At 71.7% G+C, this 14,648-nt stretch carries 12 protein-coding genes; 9 read left to right on the plus strand and 3 right to left on the minus strand.

The window, feature by feature from the left end; all coding sequences use genetic code 11:
• Positions 1 to 421: 421 nt before the first annotated feature.
• The 5 genes from AC0VYN_RS11130 (at position 422) to AC0VYN_RS11150 (ending at position 5,539) form a co-directional block, all read left to right on the plus strand.
• Complete coding sequence (locus AC0VYN_RS11130) at positions 422 to 1,627, plus strand: tyrosine-type recombinase/integrase (protein WP_475535833.1); 1,206 nt, start codon at positions 422 to 424, stop codon at positions 1,625 to 1,627.
• Between the two features lie 457 nt (positions 1,628 to 2,084).
• Entirely contained in the window at positions 2,085 to 3,530 is a 1,446-nt protein-coding gene (gene pcaDC / locus AC0VYN_RS11135; protein WP_475535834.1) for a bifunctional 3-oxoadipate enol-lactonase/4-carboxymuconolactone decarboxylase PcaDC, read from the plus strand.
• 52 nt (positions 3,531 to 3,582) lie between these two features.
• The gene (locus AC0VYN_RS11140) at positions 3,583 to 4,218 is read left to right on the plus strand and encodes an MBL fold metallo-hydrolase (protein ID WP_475535835.1); all 636 of its coding nucleotides are present in this window, start codon (positions 3,583 to 3,585) and stop codon (positions 4,216 to 4,218) included.
• Between the two features lie 63 nt (positions 4,219 to 4,281).
• Positions 4,282 to 5,061 carry an exodeoxyribonuclease III gene (locus AC0VYN_RS11145; RefSeq protein WP_475535836.1) on the plus strand — a complete coding sequence of 260 codons (780 nt, stop codon included), beginning with the start codon at positions 4,282 to 4,284 and terminating at the stop codon, positions 5,059 to 5,061.
• Positions 5,062 to 5,131: 70 nt separating this feature from the next.
• Positions 5,132 to 5,539 (plus strand): DUF6278 family protein, encoded by a 408-nt coding sequence (locus AC0VYN_RS11150; RefSeq protein ID WP_385458776.1) that lies wholly within the window; start codon positions 5,132 to 5,134, stop codon positions 5,537 to 5,539.
• Between the two features lie 26 nt (positions 5,540 to 5,565).
• Here the strand turns inward: AC0VYN_RS11150 and AC0VYN_RS11155 are convergent, their stop codons facing one another.
• Positions 5,566 to 6,324, minus strand: a complete 759-nt coding sequence (locus AC0VYN_RS11155; protein WP_475535837.1) for a hypothetical protein — start codon at positions 6,322 to 6,324, stop codon at positions 5,566 to 5,568.
• A gap of 107 nt (positions 6,325 to 6,431) precedes the next feature.
• Here AC0VYN_RS11155 and ggt point away from each other — a divergent pair, with 107 nt between their 5' ends.
• Positions 6,432 to 8,234 carry a gamma-glutamyltransferase gene (gene ggt, locus AC0VYN_RS11160; RefSeq protein ID WP_475535838.1) on the plus strand — a complete coding sequence of 601 codons (1,803 nt, stop codon included), beginning with the start codon at positions 6,432 to 6,434 and terminating at the stop codon, positions 8,232 to 8,234.
• A gap of 6 nt (positions 8,235 to 8,240) precedes the next feature.
• Here ggt and AC0VYN_RS11165 read toward each other — a convergent pair whose 3' ends face one another.
• Both AC0VYN_RS11165 and map read right to left on the minus strand, forming a co-directional pair.
• Positions 8,241 to 10,769 carry an ATP-dependent Clp protease ATP-binding subunit gene (locus AC0VYN_RS11165; RefSeq protein ID WP_475535839.1) on the minus strand — a complete coding sequence of 843 codons (2,529 nt, stop codon included), beginning with the start codon at positions 10,767 to 10,769 and terminating at the stop codon, positions 8,241 to 8,243.
• A gap of 425 nt (positions 10,770 to 11,194) precedes the next feature.
• Positions 11,195 to 11,971, minus strand: a complete 777-nt coding sequence (map, locus tag AC0VYN_RS11170; protein ID WP_475535840.1) for a type I methionyl aminopeptidase — start codon at positions 11,969 to 11,971, stop codon at positions 11,195 to 11,197.
• Between the two features lie 63 nt (positions 11,972 to 12,034).
• Here map and AC0VYN_RS11175 point away from each other — a divergent pair, with 63 nt between their 5' ends.
• The 3 genes from AC0VYN_RS11175 to AC0VYN_RS11185 all read left to right on the plus strand — a co-directional run bounded on the left by AC0VYN_RS11175 (position 12,035) and on the right by AC0VYN_RS11185 (position 14,610).
• On the plus strand, positions 12,035 to 12,286 hold the full coding sequence (locus tag AC0VYN_RS11175; RefSeq protein WP_350723057.1) for a helix-turn-helix domain-containing protein: 252 nt from the start codon (positions 12,035 to 12,037) through the stop codon (positions 12,284 to 12,286).
• 201 nt (positions 12,287 to 12,487) lie between these two features.
• Entirely contained in the window at positions 12,488 to 13,330 is an 843-nt protein-coding gene (locus AC0VYN_RS11180) for a nitrilase-related carbon-nitrogen hydrolase (RefSeq protein ID WP_451687350.1), read from the plus strand.
• On the plus strand, positions 13,327 to 14,610 hold the full coding sequence (locus AC0VYN_RS11185) for an aspartate aminotransferase family protein (protein ID WP_475535841.1): 1,284 nt from the start codon (positions 13,327 to 13,329) through the stop codon (positions 14,608 to 14,610). The genes AC0VYN_RS11180 and AC0VYN_RS11185 overlap by 4 nt, the downstream gene beginning before the upstream one ends.
• Positions 14,611 to 14,648 lie beyond the last annotated feature (38 nt).

Raw genomic sequence — 14,648 nt, forward strand, 5'->3', positions numbered from 1 at the left:
GAGATCCGATGAGGAGTATTTCCGCCGATGTGCGTCCTCCGATCAGTCCGGCCGGCCGCCCCTGTCCGCTTACTCTTTGTGCGATACACGGTGGACCGTTCATGCCGGATCCACATACGGGGGCGGATCGATTGGCGTCGAGGCTGGCAGTCGGGGCGAGCCTCTTTTCGGAGCGCGAGCGCAACATAGACCAAGATTGCCGGTTAGCCAAACCGGCGATCTTCGCGACCATTGAGCAGGTCCGCATTTGGCTGTACTTGACAGTGGAGCCGTAGCGGACACAGAAGAAGGCAGCGCTCCCCAAACCCGCCGGGGAGGGAGAGGAGGAGCATCGGCTACCGCAGCGGTGATACCCGCGGCACCCTTCGCTGAAGCGCAGTGGCCCCTCCGCCCGCGTGCAGTTTCCACACCCTCAAGGAGAGTGAGTACTCTGTCCGATCCCATCAAGAAACTTCCACCGAACTCGAAGGGGAAGGTTCGATACCGGTTTGTTGTCGACGCAGGAATCGACCCCGAAACTGGTAAGCGTAAGCAGTTGAGGCGCACCTTCGACTCGTTGAAGGAAGCTAGGGCTGAGTACGCAAACATAACTAACCGGCGGCATGATGGGTCGCTTGTGCCGCCCAGCAAGATCACCGTGAATGAGTGGCTCGACCGATGGCTGGCCATGAAAGCGGAGGATCTCGAAGAAACCACTATCTACAACTACGGGATTACCCTGGACCGAGTTCGGGGGAGGCTCGGCAATATCCGTCTCCAGGACCTTACTGAAGAGCACGTGGAAGAGTGGAGAGACTGGGCGCTGGCGCATGGCCGCGTGCGTGGTAAAAGGGCCGGGACGCCACTCAGTGTCACGAGTGTGGATATGAGCCTCGCTCGGCTGAAGGAAGCGCTGGGGAGGGCCGTTACCCGGCGGTTGGTGTACGTCAATGTCGCTGCGCACGTGACCATTCCCCGGAGAGCGCGCAAGGAAGAGCGGAAGACTAAAGAGGAGGTGCCGCCCTGGAACGTCCAGGAGGTTCAGAAGTTCATCCATGGAATTAGGGGTGAGCGTCTCTATGCTGCGCTTCTTCTTTCGCTGATGGGGCTTCGCCCAGCTGAAGTCTGCGGCCTCCGGTGGGAAGACGTTGACTTGGAGAACGCCACGATCGTCATTGCCAACACGCGCACGATGATGGGCAACCGGTACGTGGTGGAGAAGGACACCAAGTCTCTTGCGGGTGAGCGGGACCTGCCGCTGCCGGCGCTGGTGCTGGGAGCCCTCAAGGCATTTCGGGCTCTCCAAGCCGAGGAGAGGCTCGCTTTGGGGGAGGCGTACACGGTGTCGGGCTACGTGCTGGCGCATGAGACGGGCGACGCCTTCACGATCAAGCAACTTCGCCGACGCGCGTACCGGCTTATGGAGCTTCTCGGGCTCCGTCGCGTCAGGCTCTACGACGCACGCTCGTCGTGCTTCACCTTCCTGGCCAACAACGGCGTCCCGGACCACATCCTCGCGCGATGGGCCGGACATACGAACGTAAAGACGACCAAGCGGTGGTACGTCAAGCCAGATGTAGAAGATCTTCGCGGAGCCGCCACCACTTGGGATGGCCTGCACGGGGGTACGGCAGAGGGGCAAGAGTGAGCCACGCGGACTATGAGCCGAGCAACTTGCGCGCTGTATGGCCTGCAGGATTGGGGTGAGGGGGCTTCGGAGTCCGCTTGCTGGTTTTGGACCGGTGGCTGTAACTGAGAGCATCCGGCTACGGCCAAGCCTTCTACCAAGCGTTCACCGTGTGGCGTTTAAGTTGCTGTTGGGTAGGGTTTCGGAAGGTTTCCAGGTGGATCGCGCCGAGCCTCGTTCGTGCCTCCACACTCGATGCTGCTTCCTGAACCGCCTGGAGGCCGTGATCAAAGAGGAAAGCGTTGCTCGTAGCGGCTGAAGGAGGGCACGCGCCCGGAGGGCCCACTGCCGACACGGCCACGAGTACATGCCGGAGAATGTATACCTGGGTTCTCGTGGGCAGGACCGGAGCGGGGCAAGGCCCGCTAGGTCCACCCCGGCGATGTGACATCTCGTGACAGATGAGAGGCTCAGACGGGTGAGCGAGACACCACCGAACACCCTGCAATACCGCTTTGACGGGCCAGAAGACGCTCCCGTCCTGATCCTGGGTCCCTCACTGGGTACCACATGGCACATGTGGGACCGGCAGGTTCCCGAGCTGGCGCAGCAGTGGCGGGTCTTCCGTTTCGATCTGCCCGGACACGGGGGTGCCCCGGCCCACGCGGCGGGCTCCGTCGCCGACCTCACCGCGCGCCTGCTGGCCACCCTCGACGGACTCGGTGTGCAGCGCTTCGGCTACGCGGGCTGCGCGTTCGGCGGCGCCGTCGGCATCGAGCTGGCCCTGCGGCACCCCGAGCGCCTGGCCTCCCTCGCGCTGATCGCCGCCTCGCCGCGCTTCGGCACGGCCGACGAGTTCCGGCAGCGCGGCGTGATCGTCCGGACGAACGGGCTGGACCCGATCGCCCGCAGCGCTCCCGAGAGATGGTTCACCGGAGGGTTCGCCGCGGCCCAGCCCGCGATCACCGAGTGGGCCGTGCAGATGGTGCGGACCACCGACCCCGGCTGCTACATCTCCGCGTGCGAGGCGCTCGCCGCGTTCGACGTGCGGGGCGAACTCGGGCACGTCGGCGTGCCGACCCTGGTCCTCGTCGGCTCCGACGACCAGGTCACCGGCCCCGCCGAGGCCCGCACCCTGGTCGCCGGCATCCCCGACGCCCGCCTCGCCGTCGTCCCCGGCGCCTCCCACCTGGTCCCGGTCGAGCAGCCCGCGGCCGTCACCGACCTGCTGGTGCGGCACTTCGCCACCGCCTGGCAGGCCGCCCACGACGCCTCCACGGGCCAGATCCCCGTCCCACCCGCCGTCCACGCCGCCGCCCACGCCGCCCACGCCGCGCCCGCCGGGTCCGCGGCCCCCGTCCAGCCCGCGCTGGCCGCCGCTCCCGTACCGGTGCAGGCCGCCCCCGTACCGGCACAGGCCGTGCCCGTGCCGCCGCAGGCCGTCCCGGTGCCGCCGCAGGCCGCGCCCGCGCCGCCGAGGACCGTGCCCGTCGCCGAGATCGCCCCGGCCCCCGTACCGCCGCAGACGCACGCGCAAGGGCGGCCGGACCCGTACGACGCGGGGCTCAAGGTCCGCCGCGAGGTGCTCGGCGACGCGCACGTCGACCAGGAGCTGGCACAGGCGGACGAGTTCTCCGGGGACTTCCAGGAGTTCCTCACCCGGTACGCCTGGGGCGAGGTCTGGGACCGGCCCGGACTGGACCGCCGCACCCGCAGCTGCGTCACCCTCACCGCCCTGGTCGCCGGCGGCCACCTGGACGAGCTCGCCTTCCACGTCCGGGCCGCCCTGCGCAACGGCCTCACCCCGGGCGAGATCGGCGAAGTGCTGCTCCAGGCCGCCGTCTACTGCGGCCTGCCGGCCGCGAACAGCGCCTTCCGGGTGGCGCAGCGGGTCGTCCGCGAGGAGACCACGCCGCCGGAGTGAGCGGGCCCGGGGCCGTTCGCGCGACCGCGAGGCGCGGCGGCAGGATGGGGACATGAGGTTCACCAAGAAGTCGCACTCCTGCGTCCGCCTCGAGAAGGACGGGCGGACGCTCGTCCTCGACCCCGGCGGATTCAGCGAGGAGGACGCCGCCCTCGGCGCGGACGCCCTCCTCGTCACCCACGAGCACCCCGACCACTTCGACGAGGCGCGGCTGCGCGCCGCGATGGAGAGCAACCCGGCCGCCGGGATCTGGACGCTGAAGTCCGTCGCCGAGAGGATCTCGGCGGCGTTCCCGGGCCGCGTGCACACCGTCGGCCACGGCGACACCTTCACCGCCGCCGGCTTCGACGTCCAGGTTCACGGCGAGCTGCACGCGGTGATCCACCCGGACATCCCGCGCGTCACCAACATCGGGTTCCTCGTCGACGGGGGCGCGGTCTTCCACCCCGGCGACGCCCTCACCGTCCCCGGCCACCCCGTCGAGACGCTGATGCTGCCCGTCATGGCCCCCTGGAACAAGATCTCCGAAGTCATCGACTACGTCCGGGAGGTGAGGCCGCGGCGCGCCTACGACATCCACGACGCCCTCCTCACCGACCTCGCCCGCCCCGTCTACGACCGCCAGATCGGGCAGCTCGGCGGCTCCGAGCACCTGCGGCTGACCCCGGGGGAGTCGGTCCCGCTGTGAGCGGCCGGACGCCCGGCACCGGCCGGGACCGGGTTGTCGGTCCCGCCCGGTAGGTTGGGAGCCATGCGCATCGCCACCTGGAACGTGAACTCGATCACCGCCCGCCTGCCGAGGCTGCTGGCCTGGCTGGAGAGCAGCGGCACCGACGTGCTGTGCCTCCAGGAGGCCAAGGTCGCCGAGGAGCAGTTCCCGTTCGACGCGCTGCGCGAGAAGGGCTACGAGGCCGCCGTGCACGCCACCGGACGGTGGAACGGCGTGGCGGTGCTCTCCCGGGTGGGTCTGACGGACGTCGTCAAGGGCCTGCCCGGCGACCCGGGTTACGAGGGCGTGGAGGAGCCCCGCGCGATCTCGGCCACCTGCGGCCCGGTCCGCGTCTGGTCGGTCTACGTGCCGAACGGCCGCGAGGTGGAGCACGCCCACTACGCCTACAAGCTCCAGTGGTTCGAGGCGCTGCGCGCGGCCGTCGAGGGCGACGCGGCCGGCGCCCGGCCGTTCGCCGTGATGGGCGACTACAACGTGGCACCGACCGACGACGACGTCTACGACCGCGCCGCCTTCGAGGGCTCCACCCACGTCACCCCCGCCGAGCGCGCCGCCCTCGCCTCCCTGCGCGAGGCCGGCCTGGCCGACGTGGTGCCGCGCCCGCTGAAGTACGACCACCCCTACACCTACTGGGACTACCGCCAGCTCTGCTTCCCCAAGAACCGCGGCATGCGCATCGACCTGGTCTACGGCAACGAGCCGTTCGCCAAGGCCGTCACCGACTCCTACGTCGACCGCGAGGAGCGCAAGGGCAAGGGCGCCTCGGACCACGCGCCGGTCGTCGTCGACCTGGACGTGTAGGAGGCTCCGCACCTCGTCCGGCCCGCGTGCCCTGTGGTGCGCACGGCAATACGAATGTCAGTCTGGGGGGATGCGCATCCCCTTCCTGGGCAAGCGGCGCGAGCCCGCCCCGGTCCACGACCCGGCCGGCATCGCCGAGCTGCTCGCCGACTGTGATCTGCTCCGCTCGCAGGCGTCGCGGGAGGGGATCGGGCTGGACGACTCCGAGGCCTCGCTGGCCCGGCTCGACCAGATGCTGCCGCGCTGGCGCGCCGACGAGGAGATCATGGTCTGGCTGGGCAACGACGCGGGTCTGTACCTGGGGACCGTGATCGTGCGCACGGTGCCCGGTGCCGCCTGGGCCATCCGGGCGGACGGGCAGCCGGTCGTCCGGCTCGGCTCGGGCCGCGAGTTCGACGTGGTGGCGTCGGGCTGCGCCTGGGCGGCGGACGGCGTCCCCGAGCTGTCGCAGCTGTACGCCGAGGTAGCGGAGCCCTGACGCGGGGACACGGCCGAGCCGGCGGCTCAGGCCCGGTGCGAGGTGCGGGGCGCGGGCGCCGGCGCCGGCAGCGGGCTCGTCGCCGCCCGGGTCACGTCCCCGACGAGCTCGACGACGTCCGGGCCGTACGCCTGCGAGTTGACGACCTTCAGCAGCAGGACGAAGGAGTTCCTGCCGTGCTTGCGCGCCAGGCGCTCGTGGTGCCGGGCGAGGTAGCGCGTGGCGGCCTGGTTGGTGATCGCGCGCTGGCCGCAGAAGAGGAACGCCGGGCGGGCCTCGTGCCGGTCGCCGGCGGTGAGCCGGGCGAGCATGACGTACTCCGTGACACCCGGGTCCATGCGGTAGCGCTCGCCGCCGATCTGGAAGGCGGCCCGGTCCGGGCCCGGTTCCGGGTCCACGCTGATCCGCACCCCGGGCATCATGGCCGCCATGTGGGCCACCATCCGCCGATTTGACCCGGGGCCGCCCACGCAGAACTCCGTGCGCTCGCCGAAGCCCTGATGGACCGTGTCCTGGGTGACCACCTGCACGTGCGCGCCGCAGTCCTTGATCAGCGCGGACAGCTCCAGCAGCGCGAACACGTCGAAGCGGTGGACGGCCGGCTCGGAGGTGGCGGGGTCCCGGTTGACGACGAGCAGCGACTCGGCGTTCTCCGGCAGCCCGAAGAACGCCTGCTTGCGTCGGAGTTTCCGCTTCCAGAGATACGTGCGGGCGAGCCAGCCCAGCGCGGCGCTGATGCCGGCCGCGATCACACCCAGGACGATGTTGCGTACGTCATCGGTCATGGGCGCGCATGCTAGCGGTCGACGGGGTACTGGTGTTCCCCACGAGTCCCTGACGCGGCCATGACGATGATTTAAGCTGCCCGAACGGCCTTTCACTGGAGGTGCGGATGCGTCGCCCTGTCGCACGGAATCTGACGGTCCTGGCGGTCTCGGCCGCCGTGGTGTCGGTGGGAGCGGCGGCGCCACCCGCCGCGCAGCACAGACCCGCCGCCCCGAAGACGCCGGTCGCCGTCGGCTACGGCGGGGCGGTCGCCAGTGTCGACCAGGACGCCTCGGCCGCCGGCATCGAGGTCCTGCGCGGCGGCGGCAACGCCGTGGACGCGGCCGTCGCCACCGCCGCCGCGCTCGGCGTCACCGAGCCCTACTCCGCCGGCATCGGCGGGGGCGGCTACTTCGTCTACTACGACGCCAAGTCCCTCACGGTGCGCACCATCGACGGCCGCGAGACCGCGCCGCTGACCGCCGACGAGACCCTGTTCACCGAGAACGGCAAGCCGCTCGCCTTCGCCGACGCCGTCACCAGCGGCCTCGCCGTCGGCACCCCGGGCACGCCCGCCACCTGGCAGACCGCCCTGGACCGGTGGGGCAGCCGGAAGCTGTCCTCCGTGCTCCGGCCCGCCGAGCGCCTGGCCCGAGGCGGCTTCACCGTCGACGACACCTTCCGCTCCCAGACCGCTGCCAACGAACAGCGGTTCCGGCACTTCCCGGACACCGCCGAGCTGTTCCTGCCGGGTGGCGAACTCCCGGTCGTCGGCTCCACCTTCAAGAACCCCGACCTGGCCCGCACCTACAAGGAGCTGGGCCGGGAAGGCGTGGACGCCGTCTACCACGGCGAGCTCGGCGAGGACATCGTCGCCACCGTCAACAAGCCGCCCGTCGACCCGGCCTCCGGCTGGAACGCCCGCCCCGGCGACCTGTCCGCCAAGGACCTCGCGGCCTACGAGGCCAAGCTCCAGGCCCCCACCAGGACCACGTACCGCGGCCTCGACGTCTACTCCATCGCCCCGTCCTCGTCCGGCGGCACCACGGTCGGCGAGGCCCTGAACATCCTCGAGCGCACCGACCTGTCGAAGGCGAGCAAGGCGCGCTACCTGCACCGCTTCATCGAGGCGAGCCGCATCGCCTTCGCCGACCGCGGACGCTGGGTCGGCGACCCGGCCTTCGAGGACGTACCGGCGAAGGAACTGCTGTCGCAGCGGTACGCCGACTCGCGGGAGTGCCTGATCCGGGACGACGCGGTGCTGACCAGCCCGCTCGCCCCCGGCGACCCCCGCCACCCGGCCTCCTGCGCGGGCCGGGGCGCGGCGGCGCCGACGACGTACGAGGGCGAGAACACCACCCACCTGACGGTCGCCGACAAGTGGGGCAACGTCGTCGCCTACACGCTCACCATCGAGCAGACCGGCGGCAGCGGCATCACCGTGCCCGGCCGCGGCTTCCTGCTCAACAACGAGCTGACCGACTTCTCCTTCGCCCCCGCCAACCCGGCCGTCCACGACCCGAACCTGCCCGGCCCCGGCAAGCGGCCCCGTTCGTCGATCGCGCCGACGATCGTGCTGGACCGGCACCACCGGCCGGTCGTGGCGGTCGGTTCGCCCGGCGGCGCGACCATCATCACCACCGTGCTCCAGACCCTGACCGGCTTCATCGACCGCGGTCTGCCGCTGGTGGACGCGATCGCCGCGCCCCGCGCCAGCCAGCGCAACGCCGCCCAGACCGAGCTCGAACCCGGTCTGTACGACAGCGGGCTGCGGGCCGAGCTGGAGGCCCTCGGGCACTCGTTCAAGCCCAACCCGGAGATCGGCGCGGCGACCGGTGTGCAGCGGCTGCCGGACGGCAGGTGGCTGGCCGCCGCCGAGAAGGAACGGCGCGGCGGCGGCTCGGCCATGGTGGTCAGGCCCGCGCGGTAGCGCGCGTCACAGCTCGGGGACGGGCCGCTCCGGCGTACGGAACGCCAGCCGCCCGTCCTCGACGTCGACCGTGACCCGGCCGCCCTCCTCGATGCGGCCGTCGAGCAGCAGCCGGGAGAGCTGGTTGTCCACCTCGCGCTGGATGGTGCGGCGCAGCGGCCTGGCACCGTACTCGGGCTGGTAGCCGCGCTCGGCGAGCCAGTCCACGGCCGCGTCGGTGAAGTCGACGGTGATGTCCTGCGCCCGCACCATGCGCCGGGTCTGCTCCAGCAGCAGGCTGGTGATCTGCCGCAGCTGCTCGCCGCTGAGCTGGCGGAAGACGACGATCTCGTCGATGCGGTTGAGGAACTCCGGCCGGAAGTGCTCGCGCAGCGGACGCAGCACCTGCTCGCGCCGGGCCTCCTCGTCCGCCTCGGACCCGCCGGCCCCGAAGCCGATGCCGGCGCCGCGCCGGGTGATCACGTCGGAGCCGAGGTTGCTGGTCATCACGACGACCGTGTTCGTGAAGTCCACCGTCCGGCCCTGCGAGTCGGTCAGCCGGCCGTCGTCCAGGACCTGGAGCAGGATGTTGAAGACGTCCGGGTGCGCCTTCTCCACCTCGTCCAGCAGCAGCAGGGAGTAGGGGTGCCGGCGCACCACCTCGGTGAGCTGGCCGGCCTCCTCGTGCCCGACGTAGCCGGGCGGGGCGCCGACCAGGCGGCTGACGGTGTGCCGCTCCTGGTACTCGCTCATGTCGAGGCGCACCATGCGGTCCTCGCTGCCGAACAGGGCCTCCGCCAGCGCCCGGGCCAGCTCGGTCTTGCCGACGCCGGTCGGGCCGAGGAAGAGGAAGCTGCCGATGGGCCGGCCGGGGCTGGCGAGCCCCGCGCGGGAGCGCAGCACGGCGTCGGAGACGACGCGGACCGCCTCCTCCTGGCCGACCACGCGTTCGTGCAGGTGCGACTCCAGACCGAGCAGGCGGTCCTTCTCCTCCTGGGTGAGGGCGCTGACCGGGATGCCGGTCTGCCGGGACACCACCTCGGCGATGGACTCGGTGCCGACCACCAGGCTCAGGCCCTCGTCGGCCTCGCCGCCACCGTTCGCCTCGGTGATCCGCTGCTTCAGCTCGGTGATCCGGTCGCGCAGCTGCATGGCCTGCTCGTACTGCTCGTCCGCGACGGCCTGGTCCTTGTCCCGGACCAGCTGGTCGACCTCGCGCTCCATGGCCCGTACGTCCGTGCCCTTGGTGCGCGCCTGCAACCGGACCCGGGCGCCGGCCTGGTCGATCAGGTCGATCGCCTTGTCCGGCAGCCGCCGGTCGGTGAGGTAGCGGTCGGACATCTCCACGGCCGCCACCAGGGCCTCGTCGGTGTAGCGGACCTGGTGGTGCGCCTCGTAGCGGTCGCGCAGGCCGCGCAGGATCTCGATGGCGTCCGCGGTGGTGGGCTCGGGCACCAGGATCGGCTGGAAGCGGCGGGCGAGGGCCGCGTCCTTCTCGATCCGGCGGTACTCCTCCAGGGTGGTGGCGCCCACGATGTGCAGTTCGCCGCGGGCCAGGGCCGGCTTGAGGATGTTGCCGGCGTCCATCGAGCCGCTCTCGCCGCCGCCACCGGCGCCGACGACCGTGTGCAGCTCGTCGATGAAGATGATCAGCTGTTCCGAGTGGGCGCGGATCTCGCCCACGATGTTGTTCATCCGTTCCTCGAAGTCGCCCCGGTAGCGGGTGCCCGCGACCACGCCCGTCAGGTCCAGCGCGACCACCCGGCGCCCGAGCAGCACGTCGGGCACGTCGCCGTCGGTGATGCGCTGGGCGAGGCCCTCGACGATGGCGGTCTTGCCGACGCCCGCGTCACCGATCAGCACCGGGTTGTTCTTGCCGCGGCGGGAGAGCACCTCGACGGTCTGCTCGATCTCCTCCTCGCGCCCGATCACCGGGTCGATCCGGCCCTGCTGGGCCAGGTCGGTGAGGTCGCGGCCGTACTTGTCCAGCGTGGGCGTGTTCGTGGACCGGGGGGTCTCCGCGCGGCTCTTGGCCGCCTCCGGCGTCTCCGCCGGCAGGCCCGAGGGGGCGAACCGGGCCGCGTTCAGGATGTGCCCGGCGGCCGAGTCCGGGTTGGCGGCCAGGGCGCTGAGCACGTGCTCCGGGCCGATGTACCCGGTGCCGGTCGACCGGGCCAGCTCGTGCGCGTCCAGCAGGGCGCGCTTGACGGCCGGGGTCAGGGAGAGCGAGGTGGGCGGCGGTACCTCGCCCGGCGGGTGCTGCACCGGGCCGGTCCGCTCGTCGATCTGGGACGCCAGCGCGTCGGGGTCGGCGCCGGCCCGGCTCAGCAGGCCGCGGGTCGGCTCGGTGGCGAGCGCGGCCCGCAGCAGGTGCTCGGTGTCCAGGTCCCGGCTGCCGTGCTCGGCGGCGTACTGGGCGGCGCCGCGCACCAGTTCCCGGGCGGGCTGGCTGAGCAGCCGCCCGATGTCGATCTGCCTCGGCCTGGGCCCGCCGAAGAAACGCGCCAGGAATTCCGCGAACGGGTCGCCCTCCGGTCCCATGTAGCCGCTGCTCATCGTGTACGGACCTCCGCTGCATCGCTGATCGACGTGCCGGTGCCGGGTAACCCGGCCGGGGCGCGGTCATGCCCAACATGACACGTTCTGTTCCGGCGGGCATGTCCGGACCTCCGGGCGGGCGGAGGGACACGGGGCCGGTCCCGGGCCGGGGGACACGTGACGGCGAAGGCCGTTTCCCGAGGTGGGGACGCGTGCGCCGGGAGCCGCCCCTCGCGAGGAGCGCCGCGGGCGGGTCCCCCGGGGCGCGGGGCCCGTGGCGGCGGGGTCGTTCCCCGGGGTGCGCCCGCTCTCGGCGTGAGGGCTGCGCCCGTTCCCCGCCCGGCGCCCGATCCTCGGTGTGTGGCCCGCGTCCGTTCCCCGGTCGCGAGGCGGGGGCCGCTCCCCGGCCCGACGCCCCCGGCGTCCCCGTCAGGAACCGTGCGTCACAGGTCCTCCCGCGACGTCAGGACGCGCGGCCCCGCGTCCGTGATCGCCACCGTGTGTTCCACGTGCGCCGCCCGGGAGCCGTCGTTCGTGCGCAGGGTCCAGCCGTCCGCGGCGGCGTGCCACTCGTCCCGCCCGCTGCCGATCAGCATCGGCTCGATGGCGAGCACCATGCCGTGACGCAGCGGGAGCCCCCGCCCCGGCCGGCCCTCGTTGGGGACCTCCGGGTCCTCGTGCATGCGCCGGCCGATGCCGTGACCGCCGAATCCGTCCGGGACGCCGTACCCCGCGGCCCGGCACACCGAGCCGACGGCGTGCGCGATGTCCCCGATGCGGTTGCCCACGACGGCCTGGCCGACGGCCGCCGCGAGGGCACGCTCGGCGGTGTCGATCAGGGCCAGGTCCGCCGGGCGCGGGGTTCCGACGGTGAAACTGATCGCCGAGTCGCCGGCCCAGCCGTCCAGCGTCGCCCCGCAGTCGAGGGAGACGAGGTCGCCGTCGCGCAGCCGGTAGCCGTCCGGGATGCCGTGCACGATCGCGTCGTTCACCGAGGCGCAGACGACCGCCGGGAAGGGCGTCGGCGCGAAGGAGGGCCGGTAGCCGAGGAACGGCGAGGTCGCGCCGGCCTCCCGCAGCACCTCACGGGCCACGGCGTCCAGCTCCAGCAGGGACACGCCCACGTCCGCGGCCTCCCGCGCGGCGGTCAGGGCGCGGGCGACGACCCGGCCGGCCGCGTGCATGGCATCGATCGATGTGTCCGTCTTCAGTTCCACCATGCCAATAACTATACCGGTATTTGAATTGGGTCCCCCGCGCCGGTCCGGTATTAGAATGACGGCATGGTGCGCACTCCCCTGACCCCGGAAGAACGCGAACGCGGCGAGCGGCTCGGGCGGCTGCTCCGCTCGGCCCGCGGCGACCGCACCATGACGGAGGTCGCCGCGCAGGCGGGCGTCTCCGCCGAGACCCTGCGCAAGATCGAGACCGGGCGGGCGCCGACACCGGCGTTCTTCACGGTGGCCGCGCTGGCCGCCGCCCTCGGCGTGTCCATGGACGAGCTCGTGGGGCAGTGCGCGCTCGTGGGCGCCTGACGACCGGGGCGCGCTGCCCGCCCGACGCCGGCACACGAGCCCCACCCGCCCCACCACTCACCCGCAGGGGTGCGAAACGTGATCGACACCCCGGCTTGACGACGATGGTCTTGGCAAGCCCGTCCGAGGGGCTTACGTTCGTGCCTCTACGGCCTGCTCTACGGGCGTAGAGGCTCTGACGTCGTGTCGAAGGAGCAGCTCATGGCCAACGTCGTACGTGCCGCTCTCGTCCAGGCCACCTGGACCGGCGACACCGAGTCCATGGTGGCGAAACACGAGGAGCACGCCCGCGAGGCCGCCCGGCAGGGGGCGAAGGTCATCGGGTTCCAGGAAGTCTTCAACGCCCCCTACTTCTGCCAGGTCCAGGACCCCGCGCACTACCGCTGGGCCGAGCCCGTGCCCGACGGACCGACCACCCGCCGCATGCGGGCCCTCGCGCGCGAGACCGGCATGGTGATCGTCGTCCCCGTCTTCGAGGTCGAGCAGTCCGGCTTCTACTACAACACCGCGGCCGTGATCGACGCCGACGGCACCGTCCTCGGCACGTACCGCAAGCACCACATCCCGCAGGTCGAGGGCTTCTGGGAGAAGTTCTACTTCCGCCCCGGCAACCGCGGCTGGCCCGTCTTCGACACCGCCGTCGGCAAGGTCGGCGTCTACATCTGCTACGACCGGCACTTCCCGGAGGGCTGGCGGCAGCTCGGCCTCGGCGGCGCCCAGCTCGTCTACAACCCGTCCGCCACCCACCGGGGCCTGTCCGCCCACCTGTGGCAGCTGGAGCAGCCCGCGGCGGCCGTCGCCAACGAGTACTTCGTCGCCGCGATCAACCGGGTCGGCCAGGAGGAGTACGGCGACAACGACTTCTACGGCACGTCGTACTTCGTCGACCCGCGCGGCCGGATCGTCGGCGACGTCGCCAGCGACACCAAGGAGGAACTCGTCGTCCGCGACCTGGACTTCGACCTCATCGAGCAGGTGCGGCAGCAGTGGGCCTTCTACCGCGACCGCCGTCCCGACGCCTACGAAGGGCTGGTGCAGCCGTGACCAAGGACCTGTTCACCCGGCACCGCGCCGTCCTGCCCGACTGGCTCGCCCTCTACTACGAGGACCCGCTGGAGCTCACCCACGGCGAGGGCCGGCACGTCTGGGACTCCGCCGGCAACAAGTACCTCGACTTCTTCGGCGGCATCCTCACCACGATGACCGCGCACGCCCTGCCCGAGGTGACCAAGGCGGTGAGCGAGCAGGCCGGGCGGATCATCCACTCCTCGACGCTCTACCTCGACCGGCCGATGATCGAACTCGCCGAGCGCATCGCCCAGCTCTCCGGCATCCCCGACGCGCGCGTCTTCTTCACCACCTCCGGCACCGAGGCCAACGACACCGCCCTGCTCCTCGCCACCGCCCACCGGCGCAGCAACACGATCCTCGCGATGCGCAACAGCTACCACGGCCGCTCCTTCGGCGCCGTCGGCATCACCGGCAACCGCGGCTGGTCCCCGACCTCGCTGTCCCCGCTCCAGACGCTGTACGTGCACGGCGGCGTGCGCACCCGCGGGCCCTACGCACACCTGGACGACCGCGACTTCACCGACGCCTGCGTCGCCGACCTGAAGGACCTCCTCGGCCACACCCGCCCGCCCGCCGCGCTGATCGCGGAGCCCGTCCAGGGCGTCGGCGGCTTCACCTCCCCGCCGGACGGCCTGTACGCCGCCTTCCGCGAGGTGCTGCACGAGCGGGGCATCCTGTGGATCGCCGACGAGGTGCAGACCGGCTGGGGTCGCACCGGCGAGCACTTCTGGGGCTGGCAGGCCCACGGACGCAGCGGTCCGCCGGACATCGTGACCTTCGCCAAGGGCATCGGCAACGGCATGTCGATCGGCGGCGTCGTCGCCCGCGCCGAGATCATGAACTGCCTGGACTCCAACAGCATCTCCACCTTCGGCGGCACCCAGGTCACCATGGCCGCCGGTCTCGCCAACCTGGCCTACCTGCTGGAGCACGACCTCCAGGGCAACGCCCGGCGCGTCGGCGGACTGCTCATCGAACGGCTGCGGGCCGTCGCCGCGCAGGTGCCGCACGTCCGCGAGGTGCGCGGACGCGGACTGATGATCGGCATCGAGCTGACCCGGCCCGGCACCGACGAGGCCGACCCCCGGGCCGCCTCCGCCGTACTGGAGGAGGCCCGCGCGGGCGGGCTGCTCATCGGCAAGGGCGGCGGCCACGACACCAGTGCCCTGCGCGTCGCCCCGCCGATGTCCCTCACCGTCGCGGAGGCCGAGGAGGGCGCCGCGATCCTCGAACGCGCCCTGCGGAGCTTGTGACGGCCCTGCGCCGAACCGTGCCCCGAGCGGAGGTACCG

The organism is Streptomyces sp. 63XJN7_1_ISO-PGPR-S23-121 (assembly GCF_056173025.1).

Bases quoted from the DNA above. Each gene is read 5' to 3' on its own strand.
- AC0VYN_RS11140 (WP_475535835.1), top strand. From the start codon at position 3,583: ATGAGGTTCACCAAGAAGTCGCACTCCTGCGTCCGCCTCGAGAAGGAC.
- AC0VYN_RS11145 (WP_475535836.1), top strand. From the start codon at position 4,282: ATGCGCATCGCCACCTGGAACGTGAACTCGATCACCGCCCGCCTGCCG.
- AC0VYN_RS11150 (WP_385458776.1), top strand. From the start codon at position 5,132: ATGCGCATCCCCTTCCTGGGCAAGCGGCGCGAGCCCGCCCCGGTCCAC.
- AC0VYN_RS11155 (WP_475535837.1), bottom strand. From the start codon at position 6,324: ATGACCGATGACGTACGCAACATCGTCCTGGGTGTGATCGCGGCCGGC.
- ggt (WP_475535838.1), top strand. From the start codon at position 6,432: ATGCGTCGCCCTGTCGCACGGAATCTGACGGTCCTGGCGGTCTCGGCC.
- AC0VYN_RS11165 (WP_475535839.1), bottom strand. From the start codon at position 10,769: ATGAGCAGCGGCTACATGGGACCGGAGGGCGACCCGTTCGCGGAATTC.
- map (WP_475535840.1), bottom strand. From the start codon at position 11,971: ATGGTGGAACTGAAGACGGACACATCGATCGATGCCATGCACGCGGCC.
- AC0VYN_RS11175 (WP_350723057.1), top strand. From the start codon at position 12,035: ATGGTGCGCACTCCCCTGACCCCGGAAGAACGCGAACGCGGCGAGCGG.
- AC0VYN_RS11180 (WP_451687350.1), top strand. From the start codon at position 12,488: ATGGCCAACGTCGTACGTGCCGCTCTCGTCCAGGCCACCTGGACCGGC.